16 protein-coding genes are annotated in these 13,317 nt (G+C 49.2%); all 16 read right to left on the minus strand.

Annotated features, from left to right (window positions below):
• Positions 1-5 precede the first annotated feature (5 nt).
• The 16 genes from HNR50_RS17980 to flgB all read right to left on the minus strand — a co-directional run bounded on the left by HNR50_RS17980 (position 6) and on the right by flgB (position 13,263).
• Positions 6-563, minus strand: coding sequence for a flagellar basal body-associated FliL family protein (locus HNR50_RS17980; RefSeq protein ID WP_184748180.1), 558 nt, complete (start codon positions 561-563; stop codon positions 6-8).
• 136 nt (positions 564-699) lie between these two features.
• On the minus strand, positions 700-1,431 hold the full coding sequence (gene motB / locus HNR50_RS17985) for a flagellar motor protein MotB (protein WP_184748181.1): 732 nt from the start codon (positions 1,429-1,431) through the stop codon (positions 700-702).
• Positions 1,432-1,442: 11 nt separating this feature from the next.
• Positions 1,443-2,219 (minus strand): motility protein A, encoded by a 777-nt coding sequence (locus tag HNR50_RS17990; protein ID WP_184748182.1) that lies wholly within the window; start codon positions 2,217-2,219, stop codon positions 1,443-1,445.
• Between the two features lie 6 nt (positions 2,220-2,225).
• Positions 2,226-2,429, minus strand: a complete 204-nt coding sequence (locus HNR50_RS17995) for a flagellar FlbD family protein (RefSeq protein WP_184748183.1) — start codon at positions 2,427-2,429, stop codon at positions 2,226-2,228.
• Between the two features lie 90 nt (positions 2,430-2,519).
• Positions 2,520-3,908: a flagellar hook protein FlgE gene (flgE, locus tag HNR50_RS18000; RefSeq protein WP_184748184.1), complete on the minus strand. Its 1,389-nt coding sequence runs from the start codon at positions 3,906-3,908 to the stop codon at positions 2,520-2,522.
• 17 nt (positions 3,909-3,925) lie between these two features.
• Complete coding sequence (flgD, locus tag HNR50_RS18005; protein WP_184748185.1) at positions 3,926-4,360, minus strand: flagellar hook assembly protein FlgD; 435 nt, start codon at positions 4,358-4,360, stop codon at positions 3,926-3,928.
• 15 nt (positions 4,361-4,375) lie between these two features.
• The gene (locus HNR50_RS18010) at positions 4,376-5,770 is read right to left on the minus strand and encodes a flagellar hook-length control protein FliK (protein ID WP_184748186.1); all 1,395 of its coding nucleotides are present in this window, start codon (positions 5,768-5,770) and stop codon (positions 4,376-4,378) included.
• Positions 5,771-5,916: 146 nt separating this feature from the next.
• On the minus strand, positions 5,917-6,537 hold the full coding sequence (locus HNR50_RS18015) for a periplasmic-type flagellar collar protein FlbB (RefSeq protein ID WP_184748187.1): 621 nt from the start codon (positions 6,535-6,537) through the stop codon (positions 5,917-5,919).
• 1 nt (position 6,538) lies between these two features.
• Positions 6,539-6,973, minus strand: coding sequence for a flagellar export protein FliJ (fliJ, locus tag HNR50_RS18020; protein WP_184748188.1), 435 nt, complete (start codon positions 6,971-6,973; stop codon positions 6,539-6,541).
• The gene (locus tag HNR50_RS18025; protein WP_184748189.1) at positions 6,960-8,306 is read right to left on the minus strand and encodes a FliI/YscN family ATPase; all 1,347 of its coding nucleotides are present in this window, start codon (positions 8,304-8,306) and stop codon (positions 6,960-6,962) included. The genes fliJ and HNR50_RS18025 overlap by 14 nt, the downstream gene beginning before the upstream one ends.
• A gap of 9 nt (positions 8,307-8,315) precedes the next feature.
• Positions 8,316-9,230 carry a flagellar assembly protein FliH gene (gene fliH, locus HNR50_RS18030; RefSeq protein WP_184748190.1) on the minus strand — a complete coding sequence of 305 codons (915 nt, stop codon included), beginning with the start codon at positions 9,228-9,230 and terminating at the stop codon, positions 8,316-8,318.
• Positions 9,231-9,253: 23 nt separating this feature from the next.
• Positions 9,254-10,279, minus strand: a complete 1,026-nt coding sequence (gene fliG / locus HNR50_RS18035; RefSeq protein ID WP_184748191.1) for a flagellar motor switch protein FliG — start codon at positions 10,277-10,279, stop codon at positions 9,254-9,256.
• A 1-nt stretch (position 10,280) separates the two neighbouring features.
• Positions 10,281-11,990 carry a flagellar basal-body MS-ring/collar protein FliF gene (gene fliF / locus HNR50_RS18040; protein WP_184748192.1) on the minus strand — a complete coding sequence of 570 codons (1,710 nt, stop codon included), beginning with the start codon at positions 11,988-11,990 and terminating at the stop codon, positions 10,281-10,283.
• A gap of 38 nt (positions 11,991-12,028) precedes the next feature.
• Positions 12,029-12,367, minus strand: coding sequence for a flagellar hook-basal body complex protein FliE (gene fliE / locus HNR50_RS18045; protein ID WP_184748193.1), 339 nt, complete (start codon positions 12,365-12,367; stop codon positions 12,029-12,031).
• A gap of 3 nt (positions 12,368-12,370) precedes the next feature.
• The gene (gene flgC / locus HNR50_RS18050; protein WP_184748194.1) at positions 12,371-12,829 is read right to left on the minus strand and encodes a flagellar basal body rod protein FlgC; all 459 of its coding nucleotides are present in this window, start codon (positions 12,827-12,829) and stop codon (positions 12,371-12,373) included.
• 14 nt (positions 12,830-12,843) lie between these two features.
• Positions 12,844-13,263: a flagellar basal body rod protein FlgB gene (gene flgB / locus HNR50_RS18055; RefSeq protein ID WP_184748195.1), complete on the minus strand. Its 420-nt coding sequence runs from the start codon at positions 13,261-13,263 to the stop codon at positions 12,844-12,846.
• Positions 13,264-13,317: the final 54 nt, after the last annotated feature.

A 13,317-nucleotide genomic window follows, 5' to 3' on the forward strand; every position in this document is an offset into this window, starting at 1 on the left:
CCATGCTAGAATTCAAAAACCTGATATTCGGGAAAAATGATGCTTTCCACCCTACCATTGGTCAGCACGGCGTTGATTCGCTCTTTCAGCTCGTCTTTAATGGCCTGCTCGTCGGTGAGCAGCTCTTCCGCCGTTTTACTGCCGAAGTAGGTCCGGACAAGGTCGGTCAGCTGCGGGTTTCGCGCTGTCAGTTCGGTGGCCAGTTTTTCATCACCCTCGTTATAACCGATTTCCACTTTTACCGATACGGAATGCGGTGCCTTATCAGCCGTACGCGTCCGGATCTGATCGATCATACCGAAATAAATGTAAGGAGGCGTTTTTCCCTGATACTCTTCGGAGAATTCCTTGAATGTCTGGGCTCTGTCTCCCCTGTCGAGAAATTTGACCGTAATGACGACGATGGTGACAACGAGAATGATCCCGATGATTCCACCGACAATATAAGTGAGAAGTTTTACAAGTGTTTTGGAAAGACCCTTGCTCGATTTGGTTTCCGCGGCTTCTTTAAAACCCTCGTCACCCATTTCCTCAATAGCGTTTCCAACATCTTCGTCTGACATAATTCCCCTGTTTCCCCAGTTATCTATTGTAATATTACCAGAATTGCACCAAATATGCAAATATATCTAATTTTAAAGTGTTCAACGGAAAGCTGCTCAAAAGATCGCAGCCTTTGTTCGCGCCTGTCATCAGGCGCTACAGGTGGCCTTCTGATAAAATGACGACATCAACCCGGCGGTTGAAGGCTCTTCCCTCTTCACTATCGTTCGGCGCAACCGGCCTCATGGAAGAAAAACCGCTGATTTGGAACTGTCTCTCATCGGCCCCGAAATCCACAAGGTAGTGAAGAACACTGGCCGAGCGGGCTGTGGACAACTCCCAGTTTGTCGGAAAAGGACCGTCGGGATCGGTGGGACCTTCATCGGCGTGGCCTTCTACTTTGAAAGACCGGTCGGAAAGCTCGGGGTTGCTGAGTATCCGCGCCAGCTTCTGAAGAATCACCCTCGACTCCTCTATGTTCACTTCGGCGGAAGCGGGCCTGAACAGCATATCGCCGGCAAGCGATATTATTAACCCCCTTTCATCCTCGGTGACTTTAACTTTTTCACTTTTGATTTCAGGTTTGAACATGGAAACGGCACTCTGCCGTGCCTTGTCCAGCCCCGTCCCTCTGCTCTGAGAAGGCATGGAGAGTATGTTATTCCCCAATTCGGTTAATTCTCCGACCGAAAGAGTGTTTCCTCCCTGAAGTACGCCCAGCCCGTTAAAGGACTGCATGATCATATCCAGGCGGTGCCCGTCAATAGCCTCGGGATTCATGAGTATTACGAAGAAGCACAAAAGCAGGGTAACCATATCCCCGTAGGTGGTCATCCACTCCGGTGCGCCTTCTTCACATTTCGGGCATTTCTGCTGTTCATCTGCCATAGGCTATCCCTTTACTCTTCTCCGCCGCCGCCCGAAGGTCTTTCGGAAGGCGGTAGGAACGTATAGAGTTTCTGTTCGAGGATTCTCGGGTTGTCTCCCGATTGAATAGACAGAATCCCCTCGATCATAATTTCCTTGACCAGCATTTCGTCGGCGTTTCTGTCTTCAAGCTTCATTTTCAACGGCGCCAGAAAGAGGTTGGCGAAAAGCGAACCGTATAGTGTCGTAATGAGGGCAACGGCCATATTGGGACCAACCGAAGCTGTATCCTCCAGGTTGGCCATCATACCGATAAGCCCAAGAAGTGTTCCGATCATTCCGAACGCCGGAGCGAGAGTCCCCCATCCTCCGACGAAATCAATTCCCTTCTGATGCCTCGCTTCAATCTGATTGAGATTGGTATAAAGCACTTTTTTAATAACATCCGGGTCCGTACCATCGACGACGAGACGCATGCCGCCTTTCATAAAATCATCTTCCACATCGTTCAAGGCGTCATCAAGGGAGAGAAGCCCTTCCTTACGGGCGCTTTCGGAAAATGCGACAAGCTGACGGATCAGTTCATCTTTATTGTAGACTTTGAGATTAAAGGCATTGCTCAGGAATTTCATCATCCCCAGGGTACGGGCAAGCGGATTGGCAGCCATCAGAGCCATAAGGGATCCGACGATTACGATAAGAAATGAAGCCGCATCAATGAAAAGGCCTAGAGAGTTACCCGCGACTATGATACTCAATACGAGAAGGATCATTCCCCCCGCGAATCCGCCTATTGTAGCAATATCCATTAAAACCTACTCCTCATTCTTGAATGCGCCGATCAGCCTCCGGTATTCGACAATGCGGTCGAAAACGACGGAATACTCCTCCTGGACTACCAGCTTTTTGCCCGAAAGCATAACAATGGTGGTATCGGGATTGTTTTCAATATACTCTATCTGATGGGGATTTACATAGAATTCTCTGCCGTATTTACCCATCATGGTGACTTTTACCAATTTTATCTCCCCGTACTGTTATCGGACGGTTTGTTTATAAATAGGGCTGAGAGGCTGCATGAAAGCCTCTCCAACCCGATCAATTACCTATTACCTTTTCAGTGTCAGCAGTTCCTGAAGCATCTGGTCCGATGTCGTAATGGTCTTGCTGTTGGCCTGAAAACCTCTCTGCGTTACAATCATATCAGTGAACTGTTCCGCCAGGTCCACGTTACTCATTTCAAGAGCACCGGCGATGAACTTACCTTTACCGGCGATTCCGGAAGGACCGATATTGGGATCGCCCGAGTTGTTGGAAACGACGAATGTCGTATCTCCGGCTTTTTCAAGTCCGCCGGGATTAACAAATGATGCCAGGGCAATCTGTCCGAGCTCCCGGTTAGTTCCGTTGGAGTAGACACCGGTTATGATTCCGCTCTGATCGATTTTAAAAGTATCGAGATACCCCATGCCGTATCCATCCTGCTTGAAAGCTTTTGTGGACGATGTCTCGGCGAACTGAGTGATAGAGTTTGTATAACTGCCCACATCTCCCAGGTTCAGATTGAATAACTGTCTGATCTGGTTTCCCGCTCCGTCGGGAGTGGTGTCGGGCACATCGAAAGCTATGGGGATGAGCAGAGCGCCTTCCGTTATAGCATCGCCCTGGGCATCTTCAACCGATGCAAGAGATCCGAGGTTATCGAAATTGAGAAGGAACGTGTTTGTCCCATTCCCCTCTGCCCCGATGTTGGTCAGCGTGTTGGTGTCCACTTCCGCATCACCGTCCACCGTTACTGTCGCTTCCCACTGATTGGCCACTCCCGGCACTTTGGTAAAGCTTATGTTCAGTTTGTGAACATTTCCGAATGTGTCATAGATATCTTTATCGATGGACCAGGTTCCCTCCCTGGTTTCCGCTGCTCCCGCGCCATCGGCGATCTCGGGCATTCTCTTATCGAGGTTACAGGCGAACTCGACTTCCGTCGTGGCCGAAGCGGGATCCTTTCCTCCGATGGGAATGTACAGATCTCCCGGATCGGAAGCGGTATTGATAAATCTCTGTCCGTCGACAACTTCGGCAGACCATCCCTGAACGAGCATTCCGTTAGCGGGATTTACGAGCATTCCGTCTGAATCCAGTCCGAAAGCACCGGCTCTCGTATAATATTCTTTGGCTCCGGATCTCATAATGAAAAATCCATTGCCCTGAACGGCTACGTCGTCCGTCTTTCCGGTTGTCTGCAGGGATCCCTGAGTATGAATGGTATCAATAGAAGCGACAGCCATACCGAGACCGATCTGTTTGGGGTTTACACCGCCAAGCTGTTCCGTAGGTTTCGCGGCACCGCCCATACTCTGGGAGATCATGTCCTGAAAATTGACACGTCCCTTCTTAAAACCGATTGTATTGACGTTGGAGATGTTGTTACCGATAACATCCATTCTCACCTGATGATTCTGAAGTCCGGAAACACCGGAGTATAGTGATCGCATCATAACTTACAATCTCCTCTTTATTCTCTTATCCTGGAAACGCTTTCCAGACCGAAATATCTGCCATCGACGAGGATGTTGGGGAAATCTCCACCGGTTACAGCCTCGACTTTTCCGCTTATCAAATTGTCGCCTTCGGCAATTTCCACCGTACGGCCCAGCATTCCCAGAGCCTGGGAGGACTGGATTCTGTCGGCGACCTTTGTAAACTCATTACTCATATTTGTCATCTGCTCCAATGAGGAGAACTGAGCCATCTGGGCAATGAACTCTTTATCTTCCAAAGGTTTGGTCGGATCCTGATTGGAGAGCTGGGAAATGAGGATCTTAAGAAAATCATCTTTATCAAGCCCATCTTTCTTGACTCTCCCCTCATTAATGGTTTTGTTGAATGCATCGACCTGCATTGAAACTTTGGATTGATCTGTCGATGACATCAATGTTGAAAAATCCATGAAATCTCCTTATTCCTATACGACCAGATTGATATGCTGTGTGCCCTGACCGGCAGCCATTCGATCGACCGAGGGAACCGCATCATCGAGGGTTTTCAGTCTTTCGCTGAAGAAGGGCTGATCATCACGGAAGGACTGGTTTCCCTCGCGGTTGCCATTTCCGTCTCCCACTGTCACTTCAATGGATGAGCTGCTGATTCCCGCTTCCTCAAAGGCTTTGGACAGATTGCTCAGATTGTTCTCGAATATCTGCCCTACTCTACTATTCTCGACAATAATTTTTCCGACTAAATTGTTTTCATTCATATCCAGATGAATTTTGACCCGCCCCAGAGCCTCCGGTTTGAGGATGAGCTTGATCTCGCCCTGATTATTGTCCTTGAGAACGAAAGAAGCTTTTTTAACAATCTGATCGTTTCCCGTTTCACGCAGTTCTCGGGCCAGCATAACTTCCCTGTTTTCGCTGAAACGGCTGTGAAAGGATTTGCTTTCTTCACCGGCTGCCCGATCAAGATTCTGCTCACCAAGAACAATCTGATTCGATTCCTTCGACGTCTGATCAGCCGTTTCCATAGAAGCCGACGCTTTGCTCAAAGCCTGGGCGCTCTCGCGGTGTTCGCTATTCTTCGTCCTGCTATCCACTACGGTTAAGACCGGCTGTTCTTTCCCTTTTTTGCGGGAGGAAACAGCCTCTTTGGCCGGGATATCGGCTTTTGGAGAATGAATCGCCTGGGAAACTGTTGCTTCAGCCATTTTTCCATCTCCCGACCTGGGAAAGGGAATGATCACATTATCATTGTTATTGTCAGAATCCTCAGTCTTTTCCCCGGATTCTTTCTTATTCAGTATTTTCCCGGGATTTTCCTTATCATGAACAGCAAGGGACAAGCCGGCGGCTGCAGCTTGCTCGGCAGTTTTATCATTCTCATCCGACGCAGCTGGTTTCAAATCTTTTTTGGCTATGTGCCGGGAATTCTCCGATGCAGATTTAGAGATGAAAGAGCCTGCCTTCTTTTGCTCTCCCTCTTCAGAGATAACAGATGCAGACTTATCAGAAGAAATCTCCCCTTCCTCAACCGGAACAGCTTCTGTCTTCAGTTTCAACCCGGGTTTTCTGATTCCTTCCCGGTTCTCCATAGTTTTTGCAGTGGAGATTTTTTGTTCAGTTGCGGTAGATTTTGTCTTTTTACTGCCTTCGGGAATTTCCTTTTCACCCCGAGCTGCAGCACTTTCCGCACTTTTTCTGCTCTTTTCGGATTCTGCTGCTTCATTGCCTTTCATGGCTTTTTCAAGAGAATCTTTAAAACGGGAATCGGAACCGTCCTGCAAAGGGGGGCTCTCCGTTCTGGTAGTCCGGCTCTTCTGATCCGGTGGTCCGGATTGGATAAGAGCGTTAATCGTTGAGGTCATAAATCCTCCAGGATGTTTACTCCCTTTAATTTTCGACCATTTTTAAAGTTGATTAAGTGAAATTGAACAAGATTAGGGAATTGATATAAAAAGAGAGCCGCTTTTCAGCAGCTCTCTGACAATAGATAAACATTGATATGATTGAATCAGTTTACCGTGGGCTCATCTGCCATCAGTTTCTGAATCGCCGCGCCTTTTTCCGGAGTCATAAGAGAAATCCAGTAGGAAACCAGTGAGTTTCTCCCCTCTTCCTGCGCCAGCCTTTCTGCTGTTCTCAGAACATCGACGACATCGAGATTTTCCATGTTCATCATGATGCTTACCGCGTCTTCCGGCGGCATACCTTCCAGATAACGGGCATTCTGCTCCAGGTTAGTCTGCTTATTGTTATAGCGGTTCAGCGCGTCATTTATGGATTTCTCCTTTTCGACGAGCGCCTTTTCCTTTTCATCCAGTTCCGTCTGTTTCTGGAGGATTTCCGCTTCGGCCAAATCGACTGCGGCCTCCCTTTTAGCCAGTTCATCGCGGAGCAGGTTCAGAGCTTCGATCTGCATATTCATTCTCTCCCGGTCAAGAACAATAGGCTGAGAGACCTCTTCGAGAACTTCCGGAGATTTGAGTCCCAACAGAGAAGTGACGGGAGACAACTGTTCCTTGGCATCGATAACCCCCAGGTAATCGAACCAGATAGCTCCTCCCACAATCAGTACTGCTATGAGAAGCAAAAGCAGAAAGATTTTCAATACATTGCCGGCTGCACTTGCCATGTCATCCTCCGTTTACCCTGGCTCTGCGGGAGATATTCAGGTCGTCGTTCATTTTTTCTTCGTATTTATTCCGTTCATGATGATATTCATCGTGCTGTTTCTCTTTCAGTTTGTCCAGAATTTTCCTTTTTTTGGAAGCTTCTATAAAATCTTTCAGAACTCTTTCCCTCTCTTTTTCCTTCAGAGAGAGCTTCCGTCGCGCTTCATCGGCTTTCCTGTCCATGAGAGCCTGATAATTGGCTACAGCCATAAGGCTGTTAACATCGCGTAGAGTGTTTTCAAGGGCGCAACGGCTTTTTTCCTCTTTGAATCCGCCGATTTCTCTGCGCAGGCGGGCACACTCGCCGGTAACTGAAGCGAGTTTATTCTCCCATTCCCGCTCTTGGCTTTCCCGGAGATGCAATACGGTTTCGAGGGAAAATTCAAACCTCTTCATCGATTATCCGTTCAGGGAAAAGATCAATACCGGAAATATCCGCACCCAGATCCATGGTTCTGTCCAGTTCCGCTTTCTCATGGGTTCCCTGCCGCAGAAATGAATTGATTTCAGCGATTTTATCTATGGCTTCATCAATCTCGTCGTTACTGCCTTTGACATAGGCTCCAATATTGATAAGATCTTCTTTCTCCGTATACAGAGCCAGCATCCGCCTGATATTACCAAAGCCCTTGCGCATGGCGGGATTGGTAATCGCCGGTTCCAGCCTTGAAATGGAACTGAGTACATCAATAGCCGGATAGTGATATTTCTCGGCCAATTTTCTGGAAAGTACGATATGACCGTCGAGAATACCGCGGACTGAGTCCGCTACGGGGTCATCCATATCGCCTCCTTCAACCAGAACCGTATAGATTCCCGTGATGGACCCTTTATCCGATGTTCCCGAGCGCTCAAGCAGTTTGGGAAGAAGTGTGAACACGCTCGGCGTATACCCCTTTGAGGCCGGCGGCTCACCGATGGCCAGGCCGATTTCTCTCTGGGACATGGCGAAACGGGTCACGGAATCGAAAAGGAGCATAACATCCTTTCCCTGATCCCTGAAATACTCGGCGACCGCCGTGGCGACAAATGCCCCGCGAACACGGGAGAGGGCCGGTGTATCGGAAGTCGAAACAATAACGACCGAACGCTTGAGACCTTCTTCTCCGAGGTCGTTTTCAATAAACTCCCGGACTTCCCTGCCTCTTTCACCGATAAGGGCGATCACGTTGATATCCGCATTGGTATTGCGGGCGATCATACTGAGCAGCGTCGATTTTCCGACGCCGGAGCCGGAGAATATCCCCAGCCTCTGGCCTCTTCCCACGGGAATCAGCCCGTCTATGGCCCGGACACCTGTAACGATCCGCTCTTTTATCATTTTTCTCTTCATGGAGTCAGGGGGAAGGTTCATGGCGGGATAGACATCGCAACAGGGAATGGGTCCCTTGTCATCGATGGGGTTTCCCCGGCCGTCGAGAACGCGTCCCAGCATATCTTCGGAAACATTGACGCTGAGCATTTCCCCGGTGGCGATAACCTTGCAGCCCAGCTCTATGCCGTGCATCTCATCGTAAGGCATCAGCTGGACAGCGTCTCCCTTCAATGCGACCACTTCCGCATAGACTTCCCGATTCCCGCGGGGTATCTCGATTTTGCAGACCTCGCCTACAGCGGCCACTGGACCGAGACTCTCGATTATTACACCCTGAACTTTCGTAACTGTTCCGGTGCATTTAATGGAATCCATTGAGTCGAGAACTGTAAAATACTTCTCAAGAATCTGCATATATCCCCCTTAAGACTCAATTCCCGTCTTAATAGGCACGATATCGAGAATTTTCTCTTCGATTTCCTTAAGCTGAGAGGAGATTCTCGCATCGATCTGACCGAAGTCCGTTTCGATGATACACCCCCCCTTGTCCACGGAGGAATCCTCCAGAACGGTGATGGATTTGACATTTTCCACCATCCGCAGAAAGTCCTGAGTGTGCTCTGTGGTGATTTCCAGATCCGCGAGATTGACTTTGATGGCCACATCTCCCCGGCTTTTCATTTTTCTCAGAGCCTGGACGACATTGTTGATAACAACGTTTTTCTGATTCTCCGAAACGACTTTGATAACTTTCCGGGAGATCTGAAGGACCAGATCGATCAACTGGGATTCCGCTTCCTCGATAATTTCGACTCTCTTTTCGATCGACTTGTTCATTATCGTGTGAATTCTTTCGATCAGCCGGGCCACTTCCGCTTCGCCGGACTTGAATCCTTCTTCCCGGCCCGCTTCGTAGCCTTTGTCATAGGCATCTTTTTTAAAGTCCTCGATCTGCCGCTCCGTATCGTCGCGAAGCCGGGCTGCTTCAGCTTCGGCTGTTTCCCGGGTTTTCAAGGCTTCTTCTTCAGCTATCTGCTTTTCCGCCGTAGCCTGATCGGTTTTTTTGCGGACTTCTTCGAAAGCGGTTTCCTCGGCTTCCCGGATAATGGCTTCGGCCCGGGCCTGGGCCTCTTCGATCATGGCCTGTTTTTCCCGTTCCCACGAGGCTTTGAAAGCATCGGCTTCCCGTTTAAGGTCTTCCGCTGTGGGCCCTGTGTATTCAAACTCCTCAAGTTCTTCCACTTCCTCCACTTCCGTTTCGAAAACGGGGGCTTCTATTTTGACCTTCTGCTGCGTGAGATTCACTATTTCCTGCGGTCTGAATACACTTTTTGCCACAAATCACCTCCTGAAAACCGGCTTTATACCAGAACATCCTCTTCGCCGCTTCTGGCGATGACGACTTCACCCTGCTCTTCCAGTTTTCTGATAATCGATACGATTTTCTGCTGAGCTTCTTCAACATCTTTCCGCCGCGTCGGCCCCATGAACTCCATATCCTCTTTAAGGAGAGCAGCCGCACGTTTGGACATATTTCTGTATATCTTGTCCTGAACATCGGGATCGACGGCTTTGAGCGCTTTGGCCAACTCGTTCGTATCGACCTCGCGCATAACTTTCTGAATAGCCCTGTCGTCGAGCATAACGATATCTTCGAATACGAACATACGTTTTTTGATCTCTTCCGCCAGTTCGGGATCGTCCTCTTCAAGGGACTCGATAATGATTTTTTCCGTCGAACGGTCGACAAGGTTGAGAATATCGACAATAGCGCCGACACCGCCGGCCGCCGTGTAGTCTTCCTGAGAAAGCGAGGAGAGCTTCTTCTCGAGAACCCTTTCCACCTCTCTGAGAACTTCCGGAGAAGTCCGGTCCATGGTCGCGATTCTCTTGGCTACATCGGACTGTTTCTCCTGGGGCAGCTGCCCGAGAATAACCGACGCTTTCTGCGGCTCCAGATAAGCCAGAATCAAAGCGATCGTCTGGGGATGCTCCTGCTGGATAAAGTTGAGCAGATGAGCCGGGTCGGTCCTTCTGATAAAGTCAAAGGGACGGGTCTTGAGAGAACTGGTCAGGCGGCTGATGATATCGACAGCTTTCTGGTTTCCAAGCGACTTTTCGAGAAGCTCTCTGGCGTAATCAATACCTCCCGAGGAGATAAAGTCCTGAGCCATCATCAGTTCCTGGAACTCCTGAAGAACCATATCCCTCTGCTCCGAATCGATATTCTCCAGACGGGCTATCTCAAAAGTGAGCGTTTCAATCTCATCTTCCCTCAGATGCTTGAAGATCTCCGCGGAAATCTCCGAACCGAGGGTTACGAGGAAGATGGCCGCTTTCTGCCGCCCTGTTAAATCCTCTTTATGGGTTGCACCCTGTTTTGCCATTCTATTCCTCCGCCAGCCAGGTTCTGATTAGTTGCGCCACGTCTTCAGGATGCTCTCTTGCCATATTGATTGCATTCTCCTGCATTTCGATTCTGGCCCGTTCCTGAACTGACATTTCCACATCGATTCCCTCTTCCTCGGCACTTCTCAGCGCCGCTTCTCTCATAGCCTGATGCTGTCGCGACAGCTCTTCCTCTCTCAGGCGCCGTCTTCTCTCCAGTTCTTTGGAGATAATTCTGAAAACGACTGCGGCCACTACGAAAATGGCCAGGCCGATTAGCGAGAAGAGCACAGTCTGCTGAATCTGCTGCCGCCTTCTGTACTCGGCATCCTCCGACTCGTGTTCCGAAGTCCTGTCGAAAGGTATATGGGAAACCGTAACTTCATCACCTCTACCCCTATTATACCCTACCGCCGTAGCCACCAGGTCACGGGATATGGTCAAATCTTCAGTGCTGACCGGGACATAGGTTCTGTCGATGCTGCCCTCCGGTGTTATGACCAGTTTCCCACCGTCATCGAATTTCTTTTTCCAGATACCGTCAATGGCCACGGCGACGCTGATCCGGGAGATCTGGAAGGGATTGCTGTCTTCCGAAATATTGCGCGTGTTGACCACGTAGTTCTGGATTTCGTTATCTTTCTGATATTTGCCGACCAGTGAGGAGAGATCCTGATAGGCGGGAGGAGTCTGGCCTTCCTGACCCGGAGGCCCCTCGGGATTGAATCCCGTCCCCTCGAACAGTTCGTTTTCCGTCTGTGACGACTCGAGAATGGAGGGGACTCCCTCGTATTCACTGTAGGGAGTATTGGGGTCATCTTCTCTCATGGTGATGGGAAAATGCTCTTCCGTCTCGACCTGCTTGTTGATAAACTCCAGATCGATTTCGATATTGAGGATTTCCACTCTTTCGGGAGAATAGATATTTCTGAGAGAGCTTAGGATTTTGCTCATATACTGAGCTTCCAGCCGTTTTTTCTGGTTGAGCATCCGTTCGACTATGGTAAGCCGTGTCGCGTCTTCCAGCCCTTCGAAATCATTGAGAACAGTCCCCGAGTAATCCATAATCGTTATATTTTCCGGAAGCAGCCCCTGAACGCCGAACTGAATAAGCTTGACGATTCCCTCGACTTTCTTCCTGTTTTCAGAGATATCGCTGCCCGGTCTGGGAGTGATGATGACCGAAGCGGTCACGGGATCCTGCTGATCCGTAAAGAGTTCTTTCTCGGGCATAACCAGAGTGATTTTTGCCGAATCCACATCATCGAGCGCTTCGATATGCTGTTCCATCGAGCCGATAATGGCCCTTCTGAGATTTACATTCCGCTCGAAGTCGGTCAGCGTCCACCGGTCCTCGTCAAAAAGGGCCCAGGGATCGGTCGCATCGGTGATGATACCGTCGCGAATGAGAATGGCACGCATCTTTTTCGCCGTGCTTTCATCGGGAACCATAATGTACCCGTCAGTGGTAATCTTGCTGTCGACATTCTGTTCCGTGAGGCTTACGATAATGTTATCGCGCTGCTGAACATCGGTAATCGGCGTGTTGATGAGACGAACCATTGATGGAGACGCGGAAAAGCTGACCAGAAAAACCAGTCCGACAACCGTCACAACCACAATGGCAAAAAAGATAATTTTCTGAACAACCGACCATTTCGTCCAGAAGGACTTGAGCTGCTCTGCTATACGTTTAAAAAATTCGTTCATTTCTCCCCTCCCAAGAAAGAAACCGCTATATTAAAGACCTATCGCGTGGATATAATCTCCTTATAAGCTTTAACTGCTCCGTCTATAACGGACTTTGTCAGATTCACAGCCATTTCAGCTTTAGCCATGGCTATGGTTACGTCGTGTACATCAACGGAATCAGGATCGGTAATCATCTGCTGCATGAGTCCCGCGCTGTCCTGCTCCGCATTATTGGCGCTGTTAAGGGCGTCGACAACCATTTCACCGAATTTCCCCGTTTTTGCCGGTGCTTCGGTCATCAGCCCCTCTTCATTCAAATGCCTCGGACGGCTCCTCTTTAATTGTACCACATCGCCGAAAGCCGAATCAGCTCCGACCAGATTCATAAGACTCATGATTTACCTCCCGATTTCAAGTGCCTTCCTGAACATACTTTTACTGCCGTCCATAACGGCCACATTGGCTTCGTAAGCTCTCGATGCGGCAATCATGTCCACCATTTCGCTGACCGTATTGACATTGGAATACTCGACATACCCCTTTTTCGGTCCCGTTTTTATCGCATCGGGGTGAGTCGGGTCGTAAACCAGTCTCAGCTCCGAATCGTAGTCTTTTTCTATCTCCGCTACGCGAACGCCCTTTCCGATGTTATTGTCCAGAGAATCGGGAAGAAAAGGACTTCTCCAGTAAGGCTGCTCCACTCTGGGGCGGAAGATGACCCGGCTTCTTCTGTAAGGGCCGCCGTCAGCTGTTCTGGTCGTGTTGGCATTGGCTATATTGTCTGCTATAACATCAAGCCTCAGCCTTTCCGCTGTTAATCCCGATGCCGCTGTATTTATCGAATTGAACAATCCCATTTCTTATTACCCTCTTATCTCAGGACCATATTGATCCGGCTGAACTGGCTGGAAAGAGCCGATGTCATAAGCTCGTACATCATCTGGTTTTCCGTAGCCGCCATGGTCTCCGTCTCAATATCCACATTGTTTCCGTTGTTATTGCTCTGTGTCAGGTAGTCGAGAACAAATCTCGGCTGAACCGATTTATAATCCACCGGCCTGTTGAAAGGAATATGCCTGGTACTGGACATCTTCGCCTCCAGTCCCTGCGGCTCTTTCTCGGAAGCCAGAGCTCTGGCCAGAGATGCCTCAAAGTTCACATCGGTTCTCTTGAAGTTGGGTGTCTCCGCATTGGCTATGTTGTTGGCGATAACTTCTCTTCTAACCAGACTGACATCCATTGTCCGCTGGAGAATATCGACTGTTTTTCCAAAAGAATTGTTAGTAAACATTTAAAACTTCCTTTAAATCTGGTCCTTACCTTCTAAAATCGGCCTTTTTTTTTC

Origin of the sequence: Spirochaeta isovalerica (genome assembly GCF_014207565.1) — a bacterium.
Lineage (GTDB): Bacteria > Spirochaetota > Spirochaetia > DSM-2461 > DSM-2461 > Spirochaeta_F > Spirochaeta_F isovalerica.